At 71.9% G+C, this 21,266-nt stretch carries 18 protein-coding genes; 8 read left to right on the top strand and 10 right to left on the bottom strand.

Going from position 1 to position 21,266, the window contains the following annotated elements; all coding sequences use genetic code 11:
• Nucleotides 1-196: 196 nt before the first annotated feature.
• Nucleotides 197-502 (bottom strand): c-type cytochrome, encoded by a 306-nt coding sequence (locus tag AC3ANR_RS14295; RefSeq protein WP_488288768.1) that lies wholly within the window; start codon nt 500-502, stop codon nt 197-199.
• A gap of 110 nt (nt 503-612) precedes the next feature.
• On the opposite strand from AC3ANR_RS14295, the gene AC3ANR_RS14290 reads away from it, so the two are divergent.
• Nucleotides 613-858 (top strand): TIGR04438 family Trp-rich protein, encoded by a 246-nt coding sequence (locus tag AC3ANR_RS14290; protein WP_488288767.1) that lies wholly within the window; start codon nt 613-615, stop codon nt 856-858.
• 85 nt (nt 859-943) lie between these two features.
• Here AC3ANR_RS14290 and ilvD read toward each other — a convergent pair whose 3' ends face one another.
• Entirely contained in the window at nt 944-2,638 is a 1,695-nt protein-coding gene (gene ilvD, locus AC3ANR_RS14285) for a dihydroxy-acid dehydratase (RefSeq protein WP_488288766.1), read from the bottom strand.
• A gap of 168 nt (nt 2,639-2,806) precedes the next feature.
• On the opposite strand from ilvD, the gene AC3ANR_RS14280 reads away from it, so the two are divergent.
• The 7 genes from AC3ANR_RS14280 to AC3ANR_RS14250 all read left to right on the top strand — a co-directional run bounded on the left by AC3ANR_RS14280 (nt 2,807) and on the right by AC3ANR_RS14250 (nt 10,285).
• Nucleotides 2,807-3,724: a LysR family transcriptional regulator gene (locus AC3ANR_RS14280; RefSeq protein WP_488288765.1), complete on the top strand. Its 918-nt coding sequence runs from the start codon at nt 2,807-2,809 to the stop codon at nt 3,722-3,724.
• 21 nt (nt 3,725-3,745) lie between these two features.
• Entirely contained in the window at nt 3,746-4,585 is an 840-nt protein-coding gene (gene lgt / locus AC3ANR_RS14275; protein ID WP_488288764.1) for a prolipoprotein diacylglyceryl transferase, read from the top strand.
• A 246-nt stretch (nt 4,586-4,831) separates the two neighbouring features.
• On the top strand, nt 4,832-5,500 hold the full coding sequence (locus AC3ANR_RS14270) for a GntR family transcriptional regulator (protein WP_488288763.1): 669 nt from the start codon (nt 4,832-4,834) through the stop codon (nt 5,498-5,500).
• Nucleotides 5,497-6,861 carry a malonyl-CoA decarboxylase gene (locus AC3ANR_RS14265; protein ID WP_488288762.1) on the top strand — a complete coding sequence of 455 codons (1,365 nt, stop codon included), beginning with the start codon at nt 5,497-5,499 and terminating at the stop codon, nt 6,859-6,861. The genes AC3ANR_RS14270 and AC3ANR_RS14265 overlap by 4 nt, the downstream gene beginning before the upstream one ends.
• A gap of 26 nt (nt 6,862-6,887) precedes the next feature.
• The gene (locus AC3ANR_RS14260; protein WP_488288761.1) at nt 6,888-7,877 is read left to right on the top strand and encodes a Bug family tripartite tricarboxylate transporter substrate binding protein; all 990 of its coding nucleotides are present in this window, start codon (nt 6,888-6,890) and stop codon (nt 7,875-7,877) included.
• Nucleotides 7,878-7,967: 90 nt separating this feature from the next.
• Nucleotides 7,968-8,756 (top strand): enoyl-CoA hydratase/isomerase family protein, encoded by a 789-nt coding sequence (locus AC3ANR_RS14255; protein WP_488288760.1) that lies wholly within the window; start codon nt 7,968-7,970, stop codon nt 8,754-8,756.
• Nucleotides 8,753-10,285: a malonate--CoA ligase gene (locus AC3ANR_RS14250; RefSeq protein ID WP_488288759.1), complete on the top strand. Its 1,533-nt coding sequence runs from the start codon at nt 8,753-8,755 to the stop codon at nt 10,283-10,285. The genes AC3ANR_RS14255 and AC3ANR_RS14250 overlap by 4 nt, the downstream gene beginning before the upstream one ends.
• 6 nt (nt 10,286-10,291) lie before the next feature.
• Here AC3ANR_RS14250 and AC3ANR_RS14245 read toward each other — a convergent pair whose 3' ends face one another.
• The 8 genes from AC3ANR_RS14245 to AC3ANR_RS14210 form a co-directional block, all read right to left on the bottom strand.
• A complete protein-coding gene (locus AC3ANR_RS14245; RefSeq protein ID WP_488288758.1) occupies nt 10,292-10,957 on the bottom strand; it encodes a DsbA family oxidoreductase in 666 nt (221 codons plus the stop codon).
• 109 nt (nt 10,958-11,066) lie between these two features.
• Nucleotides 11,067-11,888, bottom strand: a complete 822-nt coding sequence (locus AC3ANR_RS14240) for a CPBP family intramembrane glutamic endopeptidase (RefSeq protein WP_488288757.1) — start codon at nt 11,886-11,888, stop codon at nt 11,067-11,069.
• Nucleotides 11,889-12,198: 310 nt separating this feature from the next.
• Nucleotides 12,199-12,855 (bottom strand): phosphatase PAP2 family protein, encoded by a 657-nt coding sequence (locus tag AC3ANR_RS14235; RefSeq protein ID WP_488288756.1) that lies wholly within the window; start codon nt 12,853-12,855, stop codon nt 12,199-12,201.
• A gap of 84 nt (nt 12,856-12,939) precedes the next feature.
• Nucleotides 12,940-13,164 (bottom strand): DUF3079 domain-containing protein, encoded by a 225-nt coding sequence (locus tag AC3ANR_RS14230; protein WP_488288755.1) that lies wholly within the window; start codon nt 13,162-13,164, stop codon nt 12,940-12,942.
• Between the two features lie 55 nt (nt 13,165-13,219).
• A complete protein-coding gene (locus AC3ANR_RS14225; protein WP_488288754.1) occupies nt 13,220-17,956 on the bottom strand; it encodes an ATP-binding protein in 4,737 nt (1,578 codons plus the stop codon).
• Between the two features lie 407 nt (nt 17,957-18,363).
• Nucleotides 18,364-19,725 carry an MBL fold metallo-hydrolase RNA specificity domain-containing protein gene (locus AC3ANR_RS14220; protein WP_488288753.1) on the bottom strand — a complete coding sequence of 454 codons (1,362 nt, stop codon included), beginning with the start codon at nt 19,723-19,725 and terminating at the stop codon, nt 18,364-18,366.
• 64 nt (nt 19,726-19,789) lie between these two features.
• A complete protein-coding gene (locus AC3ANR_RS14215; RefSeq protein WP_488288752.1) occupies nt 19,790-20,173 on the bottom strand; it encodes a roadblock/LC7 domain-containing protein in 384 nt (127 codons plus the stop codon).
• Nucleotides 20,170-21,264 (bottom strand): 2Fe-2S iron-sulfur cluster-binding protein, encoded by a 1,095-nt coding sequence (locus AC3ANR_RS14210; RefSeq protein WP_488288751.1) that lies wholly within the window; start codon nt 21,262-21,264, stop codon nt 20,170-20,172. Before AC3ANR_RS14210 ends, AC3ANR_RS14215 begins: the two co-directional genes overlap by 4 nt.
• Nucleotides 21,265-21,266 lie beyond the last annotated feature (2 nt).

The following is a 21,266-nucleotide window of genomic DNA, read 5'->3' as shown; positions in this document are numbered from 1 at the left end:
CGCGTGGGCCGACAGGTCGCAAGACAGGGTAGGGGGACTGGATCCCGGCTTCGCCGGGACGACAGCCGGCGAAGGGCGCAGGCAGAAGGCGGCATCGGCCTGCCCATGCCATCCGGAGGCCCGACGGGGCCGAGCGGCGACCACCATGAAAAAGGCCCGCAGTTGCGGGCCTTCTTTCTGGCTGGTTGTGCTCAGCTCACTTGAGGCTCAGCACCCAGGCGGCGAGCTTCTTGGCTTCGGCATCGCTGACCTGCGTGTTCGCCGGCATGGGCACCGGACCCCAGACGCCCGCGCCGCCCTTCTGGATCTTGGCGGCGAGCTTGTCGACGGCGTCCTTCTGGCCGGCGTACTTGGCCGCCACTTCCTTGTAGGCGGGACCGACCAGCTTCTTGTCGACGGCGTGGCAGGCCATGCAGTTCTTGGCCGTGGCCAGTGCCTGGTCGGCGAGAGCGGGACCGGCCACGGCAGCGGCGGTCGCCAGGATGAGCAGGACACGTTTCATCGTGGAATCCTCTGTGGTTGGGTTACATTCCTCAACGTCATTGTAGTGAGGGCGGTTGACGGTCATTTGTCACGCCCGTCAAGCCCTCGTCGGGCAGCGGAGAAATCGGCATGTTGTTCCTCGGCGTGGGGATCCTGTTCCTGGCCCTGAAGTACCTCGAGTTCGGCGTCGTGGCCGAGTGGTCGTGGTGGGTCGTGCTGTCGCCCTTCGCGCTCGCCGTGGCCTGGTGGAGCTGGGCCGACTGGTCCGGCTACACCAAGAAGAAGGCCGTGGAGCGCGAGAACGCGCGCCGCAAGGCCCGCATCGACAAGAGCCGCGAGCAGCTCGGCCTGGGCCCCAAGGCCCGGAAGCGCTGAGCCACTGCGCCGCCCCCTCGGCGCTTAAGCGCGTTCCCGCAGGCGCGGGGATGGCCGGTGCGGCGCCGCGGAGCGCCCATCCCTCCTAGAAGTCGTCCAGCACGGCGCCCTTGCTGGCGCTGGCCGCATTGAACGCGAACTTCGCCTGCACGCCGCGCGTGTAGCGCGGCTTGGGCGCCGTCCAGGCGGCCCGGCGCTTCTCGATCTCCGCCGCCTGCACGTTCAGCTCCAGCTTCAGCTGGTGGGCGTCGATCGTGATGGAGTCGCCCTCGTTCACGAAAGCGATGGTGCCGCCGGCCGCCGCTTCCGGCGCCACGTGGCCCACGACCATGCCCCAGGTGCCGCCGGAAAAGCGCCCGTCGGTGATCAGGCCCACGCTCTCGCCCAGGCCGGCGCCGATCAGGGCGCCGGTGGGCGCCAGCATCTCGGGCATGCCGGGCCCGCCCTTGGGGCCCAGGTAGCGCAGCACCATCACGTCGCCGGCCACGATCTTGCCGTCCAGGATGGCCTTGAGCGCCGACTGCTCGTCGTCGAACACGCGCGCCGGGCCGGTGATCACCGGGTTCTTCAGGCCCGTGATCTTGGCCACCGCCCCCTCGGGCGACAGGTTGCCCTTCAGGATCGCCAGGTGGCCTTCCTTGTACATCGGGTCGCTGATCGGGCGGATCACGTCCTGGTCCTTGCGCGGCTCGTCCGGGATGTCGGCCAGCGTCTCGGCGATCGTCTTGCCGGTGATCGTGATGCAGTCGCCGTGCAGCAGGCCGGCGTTCAGCAGGACCTTCATCACCTGCGGGATGCCGCCCGCCTCGTGCAGGTCCACGGCGAGGTACTTGCCGGAGGGCTTCAGGTCGCACAGCACCGGCGTCTTCCTGCGGATGCGCTCGAAGTCGTCGATGGTCCACTCGACCCCGGCGGCATGCGCGATCGCCAGGAAGTGCAGCACGGCGTTGGTCGAGCCGCCGGTGGCCATGATCACGGCGACGGCGTTCTCGAGCGACTTTTTGGTCACGATGTCGCGCGGCTTCAAGTCCTTGCGGATGGCCTCCATCAGCACCTTGGCCGACTCCCTGGCCGAGTTCATCTTCTCGTCGTGCGGGTTGGCCATGGTGGACGAGTAGGGCAGGGACATGCCCATCGCCTCGAACGCCGAGCTCATGGTGTTGGCGGTGTACATGCCGCCGCAGGAGCCCGTGCCGGGGATGGCGTGCTGCTCGATGTCCTTGAGCTCCTGGTCGCTCATCTTGCCGGCGGCGTTCTGGCCCACGGCCTCGAACACGCTGACGATGTTCAGGTCCTGGCCCTTCCACTTGCCCGGCAGGATGGTGCCGCCGTACACATAGATAGCCGGCACGTTGGCGCGCAGCATGCCCATCATGCCGCCGGGCATGTTCTTGTCGCAGCCGCCCACCACCACCACGCCGTCCATCCACTGGCCCTGCACGCAGGTCTCGATGCAGTCGGCGATGACCTCGCGGCTCACCAGCGAGTACTTCATGCCTTCGGTGCCCATCGCCATGCCGTCGCTGATGGTGGGCACGCCGAAGATCTGCGGATTGCCGCCGGCTTCCTCGACGCCGCGCACCGCCGCGTCGGCCAGCTTCTGCAGGCCGCTGTTGCACGGCGTGATGGTGCTGTGGCCGTTGGCGATGCCGACCATCGGCTTGCCGAAGTCGGTCTCCTTGTAGCCCATGCCGTAGTACATGGACCGGTTGGGGGCGCGGGCCTTGCCCTCGGTGATGTTGCTGCTGCGCAGGTGGAGGTGGATCTTCTGTTCGGCCATGGGCGTCTCGATCCGTTCGCCCTGAGCCCGGTCGAAGGGCCGCGCCGGGACGGCGCGCTTTCGACGAGCTCAGCCCGAACGGGCTGCTGGTTGTGGGGGCAGCCAGTCTAAGTCGCCCGACTGATTCGATCCAATCCGTTTTCCAGCGCCCATTAATATGCGCCAGATATGAGCAAACCCCTCGTCGAGCTGCGCCTGTGGCGCCAGTTCGTGGCGGTGGCCGAAACGCTGCATTTCGGCCGCGCCGCCGTCCGCCTGCACATGACGCAGCCGCCGCTGACGCAGGCGATCGCGCAGCTCGAGCAGCTGCTGGGTGTGCGCCTGTTCGACCGCACCAAGCGCAGCGTGCAGCTGACCGACGCGGGCGCCGCGCTGCTGCCGCAGGCGCGCGAACTGCTGGCGCGCGCGCAGGCGCTGCCGGCCGCCGCGCGCGCCGCGGCCGCGGGCGAGGCCGGCCGGCTGCGCCTGGCCTTCGTGTCCACCGTGGGCTACAGCTTCCTGCCGCGCTGGGTGCGCGCCTTCCGCGCCCGCCACCCGGGCGTGCAGCTCGACCTGCTGGAGGCCACGGCCGACGTGCAGTTGCCGGCGCTGGAGCGCGGCGACCTGGACGCCGGCTTCCTGCTGCACTCGCCCGGTTTCGCGCCGACCAGCATGGAGCACCTGCGCGTCGGGCGCGAGCCGCTGGTGCTGGCCCTGCCCGAGCAGCATCCGCTGGCCACCGCGCGCACGCTGGCGCTGCCGCGGCTGATGGCCGAGCCGCTGGTGATGTTCCCGCGCCGCATCCTGCCGTCGCTGCACGACGCGGTGTTCGGCCTGTACCACGCGGCGGGCCGCGAACCGCAGGTGGCGCAGGAGGCGATCCAGATGCAGACCATCGTCAACCTGGTGTCCGCGGGCCTGGGCATCGCCTGGGTGCCGCAGAGCGTGCGCGAGTTCCAGCGCCAGGGCGTGGTCTACCGGGCCCCGCCGGGTGGGCGCACGCACGTGCCGCAGTGCGAGACCAGCCTGGTGTGGCGGGCCGCGGCCGGCGGGCCGCTGGCGCGCTTTGTCGAGTTCGCGCGCGGGCAGGGCGCCGCCGCCGGCTGACGGGCGGGCACAATCGCGGCCATGCTGCAGTTCCCGAAGATCGACCCGATCGCGTTCCAGATCGGACCGCTCGCCGTGCACTGGTACGGCCTCACGTACCTGGCCGCGTTCGCGCTGTTCATGCTGCTGGCCACCCGGCGGCTCAAGCACGAGCCCTTCGCGTCGATCCAGCGGCCGGGCGCCTGGAGCCGCCGCGACATCGACGACATGCTGTTCCTGGGCGTCGTCGGCGTGATCCTGGGCGGACGGCTGGGCTATTGCCTGTTCTACAAGCCGGCCTACTACGCCGCCAACCCGCTGGAGATCTTTGCCGTCTGGAAGGGCGGCATGAGCTTCCACGGCGGGATGCTGGGCGTGATCGTCTCGCAGTGGTGGTACGCCCGCTCGCGCGGCAAGCCGTTCTGGCAGGTGATGGATTTCATCGCGCCCTGCGTGCCGCTCGGCCTGGCCGCCGGCCGCGTGGGCAACTTCATCAACGGCGAGCTGTGGGGCCGTCCGGCCGATCCGTCGCTGCCCTGGGCGATGGTGTTCCCCCAGGCCGGCCCGCTGCCGCGCCACCCGTCGCAGGCCTACCAGTTCCTGATGGAGGGCGTGCTGCTGTTCATCCTGCTGTGGACGTACGCGCGGCGCGAGCGCCGCGAGGCGCAGGTGTCGGCGGTGTTCCTGGCCGGCTACGGCTTCTTCCGCTTCGTGGCGGAGTTCTTCCGCGAGCCGGACGCGCACCTCCTGTGGCTGCAGCAGCAGACCGGCCTGAGCATGGGCCAGTGGCTGTGCGTGCCGATGATGCTGGCCGGCGTCGCGTTGTGGATCTGGGCCGGCAAGCGCGCGCCCCGCGTGCCCGCCACGCGCACCGCGCCCTGAGCCGGCGTGACGCGTCAGCCGGCGGGCGCGCCCTGAGCTGACGCAGCCCGCGGGCCGGCGGCGGCGGCGACACGTTCGCCGACCTTGCTCCGTGCGCCGACGATCCGGTCACGGAGGCGGCCTCGCGGCGAGATGCGGCGCGAAACCAACGCAACCGTCCCCGACCTCTCGGTGTTTTCCACGAGAACCTGCCCCGGCACCGCTGGCCCACGCCATAATTATGCGTAATTACAGGGCCCCGCCACCATGCGCCTCGTCCACAGCTCGCTGCACGAAGAAGCCGCCGATCGCCTGCGCGAGCGCATCTTCGACGGCGAGCTGCCGCCGGGCACTTTCCTGGACGAGGTGCGGCTGGCCGAGGCCATGAGCATCTCGCGCACGCCGCTGCGCGAGGCGCTCAAGGTGCTGACCGCGGAGGGCCTGGTGCGCCACGAGCCGCGCCGCGGCTGCTTCGTCGCCGAGGTGACCGAGAAGGACCTGGACGAGATCTTCCCCGTGATCGCGCTGCTGGAGGGCCGCTGCGCCTACGAGGCGGCCTGCCGGGCGACCGATGCCGACCTGGCGGAGCTCGAGGCGCTGCACGAGCGGCTGCAGCGGTGCGCCAGGGGCAAGCGGATCAACGACTACTACGCGACCAACTTCGCCATCCACGAATCCATCATCGCGCTGGCGGGCAACCGCTGGCTGGCCCAGGTGATCACCGACCTGCGCAAGATCGTCAAGCTGGCGCGCCTGCAGCAGCTGCACGCGCCGGGCCGCCTCGAGCAGAGCCTGTCGGAGCACATGGCCGTGTTCGCCGCGCTGCGCGCCCGCGACGCCGAGGGCGCCGAGGCGGCGATGCGCACTCACCTCACGCGGCAGCGCGGCGCCTTGCGCGACCTGGCGCGCAACCAACGAACGAGGACCGCTTCATGAGCGCAGGCAAGTGGATCACGCGCGGGGTGTCGATCCTGCGACCCGGGCTCGAGCCGAAGGCGGTGGCGGCGGCCGCCGCCGTCGAATCGGCGGCGCCGCGCACGACGCGCGAGCGGCTCAAGGCCACGCTGCGGCGCAACCAGGAGGCACTGTCGCCGCGCGTGCTGCGGCGCACCCTGGTCGAGCTGCAGGCGATCGTCGATCCGCGCATCAGCGAGGTGGAGGCCGCGCGCCGCGCCTGCGAGTTCGCGCAGTGGTACGAGAAGGCCTCGGTCGAGGAGCGGCGCGACTGCTGGCTGCTCATGAGCGAGCAGTTCGCGCCCGATTCCTCGCTGGTCAAGGCCGCGCGCGTGCAGTACGAGGCCGCCCTCGGCACGCCCGAGGAGGCGGCCGCCGAGATGCGCCTGCGCCGCGCGATCCAGTCGCCGCGCACCCGCCTGCTGCAGCGGTTCGCCGGCTACCCGCAGGGCATGCGCTTCCTGGTCGACCTGCGCGCCGAACTGCTGCCGCAGCTCAAGACCGACCGCCGGCTGCTGCCGCTGGATGCCGAGCTGGAGCACCTGTTCTCGACCTGGTTCGACGTCGCCTTCCTCGAGCTGCGCCCGATCAGCTGGGACTCGCCGGCGTCGCTGGTGGAGAAGCTGATCAAGTACGAGGCGGTGCACGAGATCCGCAGCTGGGCCGACGCCAAGAACCGCCTGGACAGCGACCGGCGCTGCTACGCGTTCTTCCACGCGCGCCTGGAGGGCGAGCCCCTCATCTTCGTCGAGGTGGCGCTCACCACCGAGATCAGCGCCAGCATCGAACCGCTGCTGGACGAGACCGCCGAGCCCGCCGACCTGGCGCGGGCCACCACCGCGATCTTCTATTCCATCAGCAACACGCAGGCGGGCCTGCGCGGCGTGAGTTTCGGCGACTCGCTCATCAAGCACGTGGTGGAGACGCTCAAGGCCGAATTCCCGCGCCTGAAGACCTTCGCCACGCTGTCGCCGATCCCGGGCCTGCGGGCCTGGATGCAGAAGAACGCGCCGGCCGACCTGCTGGCGGAGCTGGAGCAGCCGCTCACGCTCGGCCCCAAGTCCCCGCGCCGCGCCCAGCTGCTGGCGTGGGCGGCGCGCTACCTCGGGCGCGAGCTCGATGGCGGCAAGCCGCTGGATCCGGTGGCGCGCTTCCACCTGGGCAACGGCGCGCGCGTGGAGCGCCTGAACTGGGGCGCGGATCCGTCGCCCAAGGGACTCAAGCAGTCCTATGGGCTGATGGTGAATTACCTGTACGACATCAAGAGGCTCGACAAGCATCGCCGGATGCTGTCGGAGGGGCAAATCCCGATTTCAGGTGCGATCGAAGACCTGTACGGTTGAGTCCTGCCAAGCACAAGGAGACAAGCATGCAGACATCCTGGTTCCAACGGCGCGACATCCTGCGCGCCGCCGCTGCCGTCGCGATCAGCCCGATGGCGTTCGCACAGACGGCTCCCCACTGGCCGGCCAAGCCGGTGATGATGATCGTGCCGTTCCCCGCCGGCGGTGGCACGGACGCCTTCGCCCGGCCGCTGGCGGCCCAGTTCGCCAAGCAGACCGGCAAGCAGCTGATCATCGACAACCGCGGCGGCGCCGGCGGCACGGTGGGCGCCAGCCTGGCCTCGCGCGCGGCCCCGGACGGCTACAACCTCTTCATGGGCGCGGTGCACCACACCATCGCGCCGTCGATGTACCCGAAGCTGGACTACGACCTCGAGAAGGACTTCGTCCCGCTGATGATGGTCGCCTCGGTGCCCCAGGTGGTGGTGGTCAACCCCCGGCGCGTGACGTCCCCCGACATCAAGAGCTTCATCGACCTGCTGCGCCGCAGCCCGGGCAAGTTCAACTACGGCTCGGCCGGCAGCGGCACCTCGCACCACCTGGCCGGCGAACTGTTCAAGCTGCAGACGCGCACCTTCATCACCCACATCCCGTACCGCGGCGCGGGCCCCGCGCTGCAGGACCTGATCTCGGGCAACGTGGACATGATGTTCGACGGCCTCGGCTCCTCCGCCGCGCACATCAAGGGCGGCCGCATCAAGGCGCTGATGGTCTCCGGCGCCAAGCGCAATGCCGCCTTCCCGGACGTGCCCGCCGCCGCCGAGGTCGGCCTGCCCGACTACACGGTGAGCACCTGGTACGGCCTGTGGGCGCCCAAGGGCACCCCCGCCGACGTGCAGACGCGCATCATCGACGAGGTGCGCAAGGCGCTGCAGACCGACGAGCTCAAGGCCATCTGGGCGCAGCAGGGCGCCGAAGTGCCCAACCTCGCGCAGCAGCAGTACGGCGCCTTCGTCTCCGGCGAGATCAAGCGCTGGGCCAACGTCGTGAAGGCGTCCGGCGCCAAGCTGGACTGAGGACCATGGCCCCCACGCCTGCCGCCGCCTGTGCTGCGCTGCCGGTCGTGGGGGCTGCGGCCGCCCCGGGGCAGCCCTGTGGCGGCTGAGATGGCAGGGCAGGTCCGGTTCGCATTCGACGGCGGCATCGCCCGCGTCGTCCTGTCCCATCCCGGCAAGCTCAACGCCATGTCGCGCGCGATGTGGCGCGAGCTGCGCGCCGTCTTCGTGCATCTGCAGGCGGACGCCGGCTGCCGGTGCATCGTGCTGCAGGGCGAGGGCGACGCCTTCTGCGCCGGCGGCGACATCTCCGAATACGAAGGCTTCCGGTTCGAGGAAGCCTCGCTGCGCGACTTCCACGAGGACGATGTCTGGGGCGGCCTGCGGGCCATCCTCGACTGCGACGTGCCGGTGCTGGCCGCCATCCGCGGCGCCTGCATGGGCGCCGGGGTCGAGATCGCCAGCTGCTGCGACATCCGCGTCGCGTCGCCCGAGGCGACGTTCGGCGCGCCGATCGCCCGGCTGGGCTTTCCCATGGCCCCGCGCGAGGCGCAGGTGGTGGCCGCGGTGCTCGGCGAAGCCACGGCGCGCCAGCTGCTGCTGGAGGCCGCGGTGCTCGACGCCGCCGAGATGAAGGCGCGCGGGTTCGTGCAGCACCTGGCCGACGGCGGCGACTTCGACGCCCGGGTGCAGTCGCTCGCCGCGCGCATCGCGTCGCTCGCGCCGCAGGCCGCGCGCGCCAACAAGCGCACGCTGCGCGCCCTGCGCGAGCAGCACGATCCCGACCGCCGCGCCGCCGCCCTCGCGCAGCTGGCCGGCGCCTACCGCTATGCTCCCGGCCGCGAACACCGCGAGGGCATCGCGGCCTTCCTGGCCAAGCGCAAGCCCGACTTCCGATGAAGCAACCGAACCACAACCTCTTTGCCGCCCTGCGCGCGGCGTTCCCCCAGGACCTCGACGCCATCGCCGTCGAGACCGACGACGAACTGGCCTACAGCTGGCGCGACATCGAGCGCGCCACGGCCATGATCGCCAACCTGCTCGTGTCGCTGCAGCTGCCCGAGGGCTCGCGCATCGCGGTGCAGGTCGAGAAGTCGGTCGAGGCCATGCTGCTGTACCTGGCGACGCTGCGCGCCGGCTACGTGTTCCTGCCGCTCAACACCGCCTACCAGAGCGCGGAGATCGAGTACTTCATCGGCAACGCCGAGCCGGCCGTGGTGGTGTGCAGCCCGAAGAACTTCGGCTGGGTGAGCAAGATCGCCTTCCAGGCCGGCACGCGCAACGTGTTCACCCTCGGCGACGACCGCACCGGCTCGCTGCTGGACCGCGCGGCGCTGCAGAGCGACCGGCACGAGGTGGCGGCGCGGACGGCCGACGACCTGGCCGCGATCCTGTACACCAGCGGCACCACGGGGCGCAGCAAGGGGGCGATGCTCACGCACGGCAACCTGCTGTCCAACGCCGAGGTGCTCAAGGCCTATTGGGGCTGGCAGCGCGGCGACGTGCTGATCCACGCGCTGCCGATCTTCCACGTGCATGGCCTGTTCGTGGCCATCCATGGCGCGCTGCTCAATGGCAGCAAGATGCTCTGGATGGCCCGGTTCGACCCGAAGAAGGTGATCGCGGCGATGCCGCGCGCCACCGTCTTCATGGGCGTGCCCACGCTGTACGTGCGGATGCTGGCCGAGGCGGCGCTCACGCGCGAGGCGGCCCGCCACATGCGGCTGTTCATCGCCGGCTCGGCGCCGCTGCTGCCCGAGACCTTCAGCGCCTGGCGCGAGCGCACCGGCCACACCATCCTGGAGCGCTACGGCATGAGCGAGACCATCATGCTCACCTCCAATCCGTACGACCCCAGTGACGGCGAGCGGCGCGCGGGCACCGTGGGCTTTCCCCTGCCGGGCGTGGGCGTGCGCGTGTGCGGCGACGACGGCCGCCAGCTGCCCCAGGGCGAGATCGGCGGCATCCAGGTCAAGGGCCCGAACGTGTTCAAGGGCTACTGGCGCATGCCCGAGAAGACCGCGGAGGAGTTCACCGCCGACGGCTGGTTCAGGACCGGCGACGTCGGCCGCATCGACGAGCGCGGCTACGTCAGCATCGTTGGCCGCAGCAAGGACCTGATCATCAGCGGCGGCTACAACGTCTACCCGGCCGAGATCGAGGGCTTCATCAACGAGCTGCCCGGCGTGGCCGAGAGCGCGCTGGTGGGCGTGCCGCACCCGGACTTCGGCGAAGTCGGCGTGGCCGTGGTCGTGCCCAAGGCCGGCGCGAAGCTGCAGCCCGAGGAGGTCGTCGCCATCCTCAAGGGCAAGCTGGCGAACTTCAAGATCCCCAAGCGCTGCTTCGTCGAGGCCGACCTGCCGCGCAACACCATGGGCAAGGTGCAGAAGAACCTGCTGCGCGAGCAGTACAAGGACCTGTTCCGCTGACGCGGCTCACTCGGCCGCGGCCTCCTGCGCGATCTGCCGCAGCGCCTGCTCGAACAGTTCCGGCGGCTGGCCGCCCTGGATCAGGTGGCGGTCGTTGACGATCACCGAGGGCACGGCCCGGATGCCCTGGCCGGCATAGAACTGCTCCTGCTCGCGCACCTCGGCGGCGAACTCGTCGCCGGCCAGGATGGCGCGCGCACGTTCCACGTCGAGGCCCGCCGCGGCCACGGCGTCCAGCAGCACGGCGGCGTCCGAGACGTTGCGCGCCTCGGTGAAGTACGCGCGCAGCAGGGCCTTCTTCAGCCGCAGCTGCGCCTCGCCGCCGACCCCGCCCGCCCAGTGCAGCAGCCGGTGGGCATCGAAGGTGTTCCACACGCGACCGCGACCCTGCGCGCGGAACTCGAAGCCGACGCCGGCGGCGCGCTGGCGCAGCGCCTCCCAGTTGGCCGCCTGCTGCTCGGGCGTCGAGCCGTACTTCTGTGCCAGGTGCTCGCCGATGTCCTGGCCCTCGGGCCCCATCTGCGGGTTCAGCTCGAAGGGCTGGAAGCGCAGCTCGGCGCTCACCTGGCCGTCCAGGCGCTGCAGCGCGCGCTCCAGCGCGCCGAGCCCGACGGCGCACCAGGGGCAGGCCACGTCGGAGACGAAATCGATCTTGAGGGTGGGGGTGCTCATCGCCCGATGCTAGTGCCGCGCGGATCGCGGCGCCGGTGCGCACCGAATGTCCCTGCGCGCGCCTGCTGCGGACGCCGCCGCGGCGGCTCGACCCGCCGCGGGGCCGGGCTCAGCGCTCCGCGGACGCGGCGCTCGCGCCCGCGCTGGCCGGCTGCAGCGTGCGCCACAGCGCCCAGGCGCCGATGAGGCCGGCGGCCAGCGAGGCCAGCCAGACCCACGTCGAGGCCAGCGTGGCGGCCGCCTGCAAGGGGCTGGCGTCGGCCGTGGCCCGCACCACGATCGCGGACGTGTTGTACAGGGCGTGCAGCGCCAGCGACGGCAGCAGCGAGCGCGAGCGCTCGTACAGCCAGCCGGCCAGCAGGCCCAGCGGCAGCGCGACGAAGAACTGGTACAGGTTCAGGTGCGCGAGCGCAAAGATGAGCGCCGAGGCGACGATCGCCGTGCCCGCGCGGTAGCGCACGAGGAAGGCGCGCAGCATGATGCCGCGAAACAGCATCTCCTCGAGCACCGGCGCCAGCACGCACACCGCGACGATGGTGGGCAGGCGCGGCGACGTCATGCCTTCCAGCATCGCGCGCTGCGAGGGCGAGGGCGGGAACAGGTCCACCATCGCGCCGGCCGCGACCGACCCGAGCAACACGAGCGCCGGCACCAGCAGCACGACGGGCGGCAGCAGCAGCAGGGCCGTCGCCCGCAGCGACGACGGCGACGGGTGGAACAGGTCGCGGTAGCGCAGCGCCTTGGCCTGCAGCAGCGTCGTGAAGACGATGCCGTGGCCCAGCACCGTGACCAGCGCGCTCAACTGCCCCGAGGTCAGGCCGAGGGCCCTGCGCTGGGTGTACAGCGCGAGGCCGATCACGTACTCCACCATGAACAGGGCGACCAGCAGCAGCAGGGCCTGGCCGATGGAGGGGAAGGTGTCGGATTTCAAGGGCGGGCGGTGGGCGACGTGCCGCGACTGTACCTGCTCGGCGGTGCGGCGCAGCGCCAGTCGCGGGGGCCGGCCGGCTGGGGCCATGCGGCGATGCGATCGCCTGCCGCAGCCCGGCTGAATTCCGCCTGACGGACCCCGCTCGCGCGGGGCTTTGCCGGAACAGGTTCCAGTCAGGGACGGGTCCGCACAATGGGGACGTTGACGCGCGACTCCCCTTCAGGTGGGAAAAGTGCTTGGCCTGAACACGCGTCGATGTTGAGCCCCCGTGGCGAAGGCCGCGGGGGTTTTCTTTTTTCCTTGTCCGGCTTCAGGACAGCACGGACCGGCCGCGGTGCAGGTCGGCGCGCGTGTACGGGGCCGTGCGGCCGCTCAGCTTGAGCGACACCCGCGTGACGATCTCGTGCGACGGCAGCAGCACCGGCTCGTGCGGCACGATCGCGAGCCAGGCGGCCAGCACGCCCACCAGCGCCGGGGGCAGCGCGAACGACGTGCCGCGCCGCAGCGCCTGCATCGCCGCCGCGCTGGCGCCGGCGCCCAGCAGGTAGCCCAGCACGATCTCCGACGGCGAGTGGGCCTCGAGCCAGTAGCGCGAAATCGCGACCAGCGCCGCGAACACGTAGCCGGCGCCCACGAGGCCGATTCGCCAGCGCGGCCGGCCGCGGCCGGCGACGGTGTAGGCCAGCATCGGGTAGACGGCCGCGGCGAACATCGAATGGCCGGAAAAGCCGGTGAAGTCCAGGCTGGCGATGCCGAGCCCGAAGCCCAGGAACGCGATCTTGGACGCGGTGGTGGCCGCGACGGCCAGCGCCAGCGGCAGCAGCCAGGGCAGCGCGGCCCGCGGGTCGCGCGTGGCCGCGGCCAGGCCGATCGCGATCAGCAGGGCGCAGGGCAGGAGGATGCCGGCCTCGCCGAAGCGCGTGATCACGTGCCAGAGGCCGAGATGGGGATGGAACAACGGGGTCATGCAAGGCAGATCGTACCGGGCGCGCGCGGCGGCCCCGGCCGGGCCGGGTGGCTGCTCGGCCGTCGCGCGCCCGCGGCGGCGCGATCAGTCCGCCGGCTTGGCCGGCGCCGGACCCTGCGGCCCCTGCGCGTCCGCAGGCGCATAGGGGTCCAGGCCCTGCGTCGCCCAGTCGTCGCCGAACAGTTCGCTGGGGTGCTGGGTGCGTTCGGAGCCGTTGCCGCAGGCCATCGAGTTGGCGGGGCAGTACTTGTCGCAGCCCCAGCAGGTGCGCTCGGGATGGGCCGGGACCAGGGGGAAGCGTTTCGCCATGGCCGGGCCATGGTGCGCCCGGCCGGGCCGGCTGCCGTTGACCTGGCGCAAGGACTCAGCGTTTGGCCGCGCGGGCGAGCAGGGCTTCGAGCGCGTCGATCTCCGCCGGCTTGACCAGGTGTTCGTCGAACCCGGCCGCGCGGGTGCGCTGCCGGTCCTCGGTCTGGCCCCAGCCCGTGAGCGCCACCAGCAGCATGCGCGCGCGCTCGGGGTGCGCCGCCAGCCGCCGGGCGACCTCGTAGCCGTCCATGCCCGGCATGCCCAGGTCCAGCAGCACGAGGTCGGGGGTGGAAGCCGCGGCAGCCGCGACCGCGTCCGGGCCGCCGTACACCACGCGCGTCGTCGCGCCCATCATCTCCAGCATGTAGGCCAGGCTGTCGGCGGCGTCGTGGTTGTCGTCCACCACCAGCACCGACGGCCCGCCGGCCGGCTGCACGCGCGCGGGCGCCGCGCTGTCGGATTCGCCGGGCTGCGCGCCGGCGGCCAGCGGCAGCCGCACCGTGAACGTGCTGCCGCGTCCTTCGCCGCCGCTGTGCGCGCGCACGGTGCCGCCGTGCAGGTCGACCAGGCTGCGCACGATGGACAGGCCGATGCCCAGCCCGCCCTGCGCGCGGGAGGCCGAGCGGTCGGCCTGCACGAAGGGCTGGAACACCTCCTCGAGCATGTCGGGCGCCAGGCCGATGCCGTTGTCCTGCACTTCGACGACCGCCTCGCCGTCCTCGCGCCAGCCGCGCAGCGAGATGTGGCCGCCCGGCTCGGTGTACTTGGCCGCGTTGTTCAACAGGTTGGCGAACACCTGGCCGAGCCGCAGCGGATCGCCGTCCACCAGCTGGCCGGCCAGCTCGTCGACGTCCACGTGCAATGAATGGCGCGCGGTCTCGACGACGGCGCGGCTGGTCTCGGCGGCCCCGTGCAGCACCTCGGCGATGTCCTGGGGGCTGCGCTGCAGCGCCACCTTGCCCGAGGTGATGCGCGAGACCTCGAGCAGGTCGTCGACCAGCCGCACCAGCTGGTCGATCTGCCGCTTCATCATGGCCTGCACGCGCGCTCCGCCGTCCGGGCCGCCGCCGAGCGCGAGCAGCTGCACGCCGTTGCGCAGCGGCGCGAGCGGGTTGCGCAGCTCGTGCGCCAGCGTGGCGATGAACTGGTCCTTGCGCCGCTCCACCTGCTGCAGCGCGGCGTGCGCCTGCGCCAGCGCCTCGGCGTTGCGCTTGAATTCGTCGATGTCGGTCGAGGTGCCGTACCAGCGCACCACCTCGCCGTGCTCGTCGCGCACCGGCACGGCGCGCGTGAGCCACCAGCGGTAGACGCCGTCGCGCACGTGGCGCACGCGGTATTCGCTGGTGAGCGGCTCGCCCGTGTCCAGGGCGCGCTGCCAGCGCGACTGGATGTCCGGGTAGTCGTCCGGGTGGATCACCGCCTGCAGGTCGGCCTGGTCGGCGCGCGCATGGCCGGTGTAGCGTTCCCACTGGCGGTTGAGGTAGACGATGCGGCCGCCCGGGTCGGCCACGTAGACGATCTGCGGCATGGCCTCGGCCATCTCGCGCAGGCGCCGCTCGCTCTCGCGCTGGCGCTGCTGCACCTGGGCGCGCTCGAAGGCCTCCCAGCAGCGCTGGGCGACCGCCTGCACCAGCGCCACCTCGCCCTCGCTCCACTGGCGCGGCGTCGCCTGCTGCACGCCGATGCACGCCACCAGCCGCCCGGCGCGCAGGATGCCGACCGACACGTTGGCCACCAGCTGCCGTTTGCGGTACAGCTCGCGCTCGCGGTCCAGGCGCGGATCGGCGTCGATGTCGTGGATGACGAACGGGCGGCCCTCGCGGTACAGGCGCACCTGCTCGGGGTTGAAGTGGCCGAGCTTGGCGACGCCCAGTTGCGACAGCAGCGTCTCGTCGCGACGGTGTTCGCCGCGCACCGTCGCGGTGTCCTCGTCCTCGTCGATCAGCGCCCACACGCAGCGGTCGGCCCGCAGGTGCTCGCCCAGGGCGCGCACGGCGGCGGTGAGGACCTCCTCGGGATCCTGGATCTGCTGCGTGAGCTGGCCGAAATCCGACAGGAAGCGCTGCTGCTCCTGGCCCTCGCGCAGCGAGCGCTCCATCAGGCGGCTCTGCAGCACGTCGCGGAAATAGAACGACAGCCCGCCCGAATCGACCGGGTACACGCTGATCTCGAACCAGCCGGACAGCGGGTCGTAGGGCCCGTCGACCTTGAGCGCGGTGCGCTCGCGCATCGCGCGGCGGAACGGCTCCTCGAACACGGTGCCCGCCACGTCGGGGAACAGCTCCCAGTAGGTGCGGCCCAGCATGGCCTCGCGCGGCCGGTCGAAGATCGCCTCGCCGGCGCGGTTGACGTAGGTGAGCTTCCAGTCGGCGTCGATCGCCATGAAGCCCTCGCCGATGCTCTCGAGCACCTGCTCGACCTCGCTGCGCAGCAGCTGCTCGCGCCGCATCGCCTCGCGGCGCACCTGCGCCAGCCGCAGCGTGCCCGACACGCGCGCGAGCAGCTCGCGCGCCTGGAACGGCTTGACCAGGAAGTCGTCGGCGCCGGCCGCCAGTGCCTGCAGCCGCCCCTCGTCGGTCGCATTGGCCGACAGCATGATGACCGGCAGGGCGGCGGTGGCCGGGTCCGCGCGCAGCCGCTTGAGCAGCGCAAGGCCGTCCATGCGGGCCATCATGGCGTCGGTCAGCACCAGGTCGGGCACCCGCTCGGCGATGCGCTGCAGCGCGTCGTAGCCGTCCGCGGCGGTGCGCACCTGGTGCTCGCGGCCCAGCAGGCGGGCCAGGTAGCCGCGCATGTCCGCGTTGTCGTCCACCAGCAGCACGTCGCCCTTGATGCCAGGGCGCGGCGCGGCGCGCGGCTCCCACGCCGCGGCGGGCTCGCCGGCCACGGCATCGGTGCCCGCGTCGTCCTCGTCCTCCGGCGACTCGGTGGCGAACCAGGCCTCCATCTCGTCCAGCCAGCCCGTGGCCGGCAAGGCCTTGGCCTCCACCGGGCCGTGGTCGACCTGGCCGGCCGGCAGGTGGGCGTGGCCGTAGGCCAACTCGATGCTGAAGGTGCTGCCCGCCCCGAACACGCTCGCCGCCCGGGCGGCGGCCCCATGCATGCGCGCGAGCTCGGCGACCAGCGCGAGGCCGATGCCCGTGCCCTCGATGCTGCGGCCGTGCGCGCCCTCGACGCGGTAGAAGCGCTCGAAGATGTGCGGCAGCGCCTCCTCGGGGATGCCATGGCCGGTGTCGGTGACGTCCAGCCGCGCGCCGCGGCCGGTGTCGCGCAGCTGCACCCGGATGCTGCCGGCGCGCGTGTACTTGATCGCGTTCGACAGCAGGTTGAAGACGATCTTCTCCCACATGCCGCGGTCGACGTAGACCGGCTGCGGCAGCCGCGGGCAGTCGACCTGCAGCAGCAGGCCGGCCTTGCGCGCGGCCGAATCGAAGAAGCTGGCCAGCTCGGTGGTGCTGGCGCCCAGGTCCACCGGCTGGAAGCGCGCCTGCATCCGCCCGGCCTCGATCCGCGAGAAGTCCAGCAGCGCGTTGACCAGCCGCTGCAGGCGGCGTCCGTTGCGTTGCGCCAGGTCCAGCGCCCGCGCGGACCGGGCATCGAGCTCGCCGGACTCGAGCAGTTCGGCGAGCGGGCCCAGCATCAGCGTGAGCGGCGTGCGCAGTTCGTGGCTGACGTTGGTGAAGAAGGTGGTCTTGGCGCGGTCCAGTTCGGCGAGCGCGCGCGCGCGCTGCTGCTCCTCCTCGAACGCGCGCGCGTCGGCGATGGCGCCGGCCACCTGCTGCGCCACAAGCGTGAGGTAGTCGCCGTATTCCGCGTCCAGCGGGCGCCGTGGATTGAGGCCGACGACCAGGAAGCCGCCCGGCGTGCCGGGGTTGACCGCGGGCAGGGGCAGCACGAGCGCGTCGCGCACCGGCTCGGGCCACGGCCCGGCGGCGACGGCGGCGATGCGGTCGATGCGGTCCACATGCCGGGCCTGGCGCGTCGCCGCCGCTTCCTGCAGCGGCCAGGGCGCGCCGGCGGACAGTGCCAGCTCGCGCGGGGCGAGGGCGGTGCCCTGCGCGGCGCCGCAGCCGGCCACCAGGCGCGCCTGCGCGTCCTCCTGCAGGTAGAACAGCACGAAGGGCAGGTCGTGCGGGTTGGTGGCCAGCGCCGCGGCCGCGCTCTCGCACGCATGCACCGGGTTGTGCGAATCGAGCACGGTCGCCGACAGCGCCGCCAGGCTCTTGAGCCGTCGCTCGCCCAGCACCCGGTCGGTGTCCTCGGTGCAGGTGCAGAACACCCCGCCGACCTCGCCATGGTCGTCGAAGCAGGGGCTGTACGAGAAGGTGAAGTACGTCTCCTCGGTATAGCCCTTGCGCTCCATCACCAGCAGCACCCGGTCGTTCCAGGTGGACGCGCCGTGGCGCATCACGGCCTCGCCCTGCGGGCCCACCACGTCCCAGATGTCGGCCCAGGTCTCCTTGGCGCTGCGGCCCAGGGCCCACGGATGGCGCGGGCCGAGCACGTCGATGTAGGCATCGTTGTAGACGGCGACCAGCTCCGGCCCCCACCAGATGAACATCGGGTAGCGCGATCCGAGCAGCAGCCGCACGGCGCTCTTGAGGCTTTGCGGCCACGACTCGGTGGGGCCGAGCGGGGTGGCGCTCCAGTCGAACCCCGAGATCGCCGCCGCCATGTCGCTGGCGGCGATCGCCTCGGCGCGGGCGGTGGGCCCGGCCAGCAGCGATGGGGCCGTCGCACCATGGGTCGCGGGGCGCGCGGGCGTGGCCGGGACTCGGAGGGACTCGCTCATGGGCATGGGGCAGTCTGTCGGTGCGTCGGTGCCGGCGTCGCCGCCGGCGCATGCGAGGGGGTTATTTGGCCTCAGCATGGACTCGGAATCAAACGTCCAGCGCCGATGCCGTCGCGGTATGGATGAGCCACGTCGAGGGCGGTGCCGCGCGGCCGGCCGGGCGGCCGAATGCCGCGCAGCGCGTCACGCGACGCACGCGCGCGCGCCATCGTTCGTGTCACGCGCGTCGCGAGCGGTCGCCCCGCCGCCGCCGGGACGGGCTCGTCCCCCTCGGCTGGCGTGCTGGGCGGTGGTGCATCGCATGGCGACTCCTTCTGCATGAAGGGGCGCAGTCTAGGCAGAGACCAGCTCTGCCATGCGCTTGACAGTGCAAGAAGTTGTTTTCCGCCGCGGCGCCTGCGCGGCGGTCAGCGCAGCTCGATGGACTCGAGGTAGTAGGGCAGGTGCACGTGGTCCCAGCGCAGTTCGCGTTCGATGCGCAGGCGCAGCGCGTCGGCCGCCGCGGGCTCGCCGTGGTTGATGAACGTCGTGCGCGGCGGCCTGGCGAAGCCGCGCAGCCACGCGATGATCTCGCCGGCGTCGGCATGCGCGGAGAGGTGGCCAATCATCGCGACCTCGGCGCGTACCGGGATGTCCTCGCCGTGGATGCGGATCGAGCGCGCACCGCCGGCCAGCGCGGCGCCGCGCGTGCCGCCGGCCTGGAACCCCGCCAGCAGGATGGTGTTGCGATGGTCCGGCGCGAACGCCTTCAGGTGGTGCACCACGCGGCCGCCCGTGGCCATGCCGCTGCCGGCGACGATGATCATCGGCCCGCGCCGCGCATTCAGCGCCCGCGAGGCATCGGCCGTGTCGACGACTTCGGCCACCGCGTCCATCGCGTCGACTTCGGCCGCGGTCAGCCGCAGTTCCTTCTCGTGCCGGTGGAACACCTCGGTGGCCCGGGCGGCCATCGGACTGTTCAGGAACACCGGCACGGGCGGGATGCGGCCCGCCGCCTTCAGCTGCGCGATGCAGTGCAACAGGCTCTGGGCACGGCCGACGGCGAACGCCGGGATGATCACCGCGCCGCCGCGCGCCACGGTGCGCTGGATCACGTCGGCCAGCTCCTGCAGCACGTCGCCGCCGTCGTGCAGCCGGTCGCCGTAGGTCGACTCGATCACCAGGTGGTCGGACGGGAGCGGCGCCACGGGCGCGCGCAGCACCAGGTCGTGCGGCCGTCCCAGGTCGCCAGAGAAGAGGATGGAGGTGTCCGCGCTCTGCAGTCGCACGAACGACGACCCCGGCATGTGGCCGGACGGCAGCAGCCGCGCCTGGATCCCCGGTGCCGCTTCCCAGGCCGAATCCCACGGCCTGGGCCGCAGCTGCCGCAGGCACCGCTCCACGTCCTGCTGCGTGTACAGCGGCAGCGCCGGATGGTGCTTGGACGTGCCGTGCCGGTTGTTGAACTCGGCTTCCTCCTCCAGCAGGTGCGCGCTGTCGGGCAGCAGGATGCGGCACAGGTCGGCCGTGGCGGCGCTGCAGTGGATCGGGCCGCGGAAGCCCCGTTTCACCAGCAGCGGCAGGTAGCCGCTGTGGTCGATGTGCGCGTGCGTGAGCACCACGGCCTGCAGCGCGCCGGGATCGAACGGCGGCGGCTCCCAGTTGCGCAGGCGCAGCTGCTTCCAGCCCTGGAACAGGCCGCAGTCGACGAGGACGTTCGAGCCGCCGGCCTGCACGAGCGTGCGGGAGCCGGTGACGGTGTCGGTGGCACCGAGGAACTGCAGGCGCATGGGGAACCTCGCAGGGACGATGCAGCCAGTCTGGCACAGCGCGCCCGTCCGGGCTTGCGCTGCGTCATGCGGCGGCGAGGTCGGCCAGGGGCGGCAGCAGCTCGCGCCGCAGGCGGGCGATCGCCAGCCGAAGCTTGACCGGCGGGCATTCGGTGTCCCCCCGCGCAAGCACGACATGGCCGCTGGGCAGCCGGCTCACGCCCCAGACCCCGCCCCCGCTCCACACCAGCGCGTCGTCGCAGGCGGGCGCCTGCAGCAGGGCGAGGCCGCGGTCCAGGCTGTCGAGCAGGTGCGAGCCTGCGGCCGCAGCCGTTTCTCCATCGAGCGAGCCGACGGCGGCGAGGAGCAGGCCTTCTTGCGTGGCGATCAGGCAGCCCGCAAGCTCGGTACAGTCGGCGCGAAGGCGCGCGATCGCCTGCTCCAGCGCCTCGAAGCGGCCGCCCGTCATTCCGTGGCGCAGGCGGGGCAGGCCACGTGGCCCAGGCGCAGGTGGTAGCGCACCCGCGTGCCCGCGTCGATCACGGCGCCGCAGTGGTCACACAGCGTGCCCTCGGCCAGCACCAGCTCGCCATGGCCTTCCAGCGGTTGCTCGACTCCGGCGATCCGGCGCGGCCAGGGACGCTCCTTGACGATGTCGGGCCGCCAGTGGGACTCCAGCCGTGTCCAGCGCGCGACCTGGTCCGGGGTCAGTTCGTGCCGCACCAGGTGCCCGTGCATCAGCCGCTGACGGTGCTCGAACAGCTCCGGCGAGATCACCATCCAGTGATGCGCGTTGCGCGGGCGGTCGCCGAAGTACACCTTCATGCCGGTCATGAGCTGCTGCAGGAAGCTGTACTGCTTCTCGATCGAGCGGTCGATGGTGATGCCGCGGAAAAAGGGCGCCAGCAGCGGGTCCGCATAAACCTCGGCGTAGAAGCCTTCGAGCACGGCCCGCACGGTGCGACCGTCCCCGAGTTCGCGCCACAGGTCGGCGTCGGTCGGCGGCGCGGGTTGCTCGGCCGCGGGTGCCGCGGGACCGGCTTCGCGCCGCACGAGCAGCGCGGCGCCGAATTCCGCGCGCAGCAGCGCCTCGGGCACGTCGGTGGCCGCGGCGCTGCCGGTGAGGGTGAAGCTGTCCGCCTCGCACGCGATCACGTGCACGCGCACGGCGTGTCCATGGCGGTCCTGCAGCCGCAGCCCGTCGCCGGGGCGGCAAGCGACCAGCCGCGCGGTCTCGAGGCTGAAGGTGACGGTGCCGTCCAGCAGCAGCACCTCGTGAAGCAGTCCCTCGACCGGCACGGTGCCGGCGACCGGGACGGACACGACCATGGGCTCGGTGGGCTCGCAGCGGCAGGCGAGGAAATAGCCGGCGTCGCGCAGGAGGCCGGGCAGGCCGTGCTGCGCCCCGCCGGGGATCGGTCCCGCCAATCCGTGGAGCAGGCAGCCATGGCACACGCCGGCGCGGCACGAGAACGGCACGTCCACGGCGCTGCGGAGGCAGGCGTCCAGCAGCGACTCGCCTTCGCGCACCTCGACGACGGGGCCGTGTTGGAAAGCCACGG

Source organism: Ramlibacter sp. JJN2-2R (assembly GCF_057747835.1).
Note: the sequence above shows the minus strand (reverse complement) of the source record. Positions and strands in the feature narration are given on the sequence as shown.

Bases quoted from the DNA above. Each gene is read 5' to 3' on its own strand.
- AC3ANR_RS14295 (WP_488288768.1), bottom strand. From the start codon at position 502: ATGAAACGTGTCCTGCTCATCCTGGCGACCGCCGCTGCCGTGGCCGGT.
- AC3ANR_RS14290 (WP_488288767.1), top strand. From the start codon at position 613: ATGTTGTTCCTCGGCGTGGGGATCCTGTTCCTGGCCCTGAAGTACCTC.
- ilvD (WP_488288766.1), bottom strand. From the start codon at position 2,638: ATGGCCGAACAGAAGATCCACCTCCACCTGCGCAGCAGCAACATCACC.
- AC3ANR_RS14280 (WP_488288765.1), top strand. From the start codon at position 2,807: ATGAGCAAACCCCTCGTCGAGCTGCGCCTGTGGCGCCAGTTCGTGGCG.
- lgt (WP_488288764.1), top strand. From the start codon at position 3,746: ATGCTGCAGTTCCCGAAGATCGACCCGATCGCGTTCCAGATCGGACCG.
- AC3ANR_RS14270 (WP_488288763.1), top strand. From the start codon at position 4,832: ATGCGCCTCGTCCACAGCTCGCTGCACGAAGAAGCCGCCGATCGCCTG.
- AC3ANR_RS14265 (WP_488288762.1), top strand. From the start codon at position 5,497: ATGAGCGCAGGCAAGTGGATCACGCGCGGGGTGTCGATCCTGCGACCC.
- AC3ANR_RS14260 (WP_488288761.1), top strand. From the start codon at position 6,888: ATGCAGACATCCTGGTTCCAACGGCGCGACATCCTGCGCGCCGCCGCT.
- AC3ANR_RS14255 (WP_488288760.1), top strand. From the start codon at position 7,968: ATGGCAGGGCAGGTCCGGTTCGCATTCGACGGCGGCATCGCCCGCGTC.
- AC3ANR_RS14250 (WP_488288759.1), top strand. From the start codon at position 8,753: ATGAAGCAACCGAACCACAACCTCTTTGCCGCCCTGCGCGCGGCGTTC.
- AC3ANR_RS14245 (WP_488288758.1), bottom strand. From the start codon at position 10,957: ATGAGCACCCCCACCCTCAAGATCGATTTCGTCTCCGACGTGGCCTGC.
- AC3ANR_RS14235 (WP_488288756.1), bottom strand. From the start codon at position 12,855: ATGACCCCGTTGTTCCATCCCCATCTCGGCCTCTGGCACGTGATCACG.
- AC3ANR_RS14230 (WP_488288755.1), bottom strand. From the start codon at position 13,164: ATGGCGAAACGCTTCCCCCTGGTCCCGGCCCATCCCGAGCGCACCTGC.
- AC3ANR_RS14225 (WP_488288754.1), bottom strand. From the start codon at position 17,956: ATGAGCGAGTCCCTCCGAGTCCCGGCCACGCCCGCGCGCCCCGCGACC.
- AC3ANR_RS14220 (WP_488288753.1), bottom strand. From the start codon at position 19,725: ATGCGCCTGCAGTTCCTCGGTGCCACCGACACCGTCACCGGCTCCCGC.
- AC3ANR_RS14215 (WP_488288752.1), bottom strand. From the start codon at position 20,173: ATGACGGGCGGCCGCTTCGAGGCGCTGGAGCAGGCGATCGCGCGCCTT.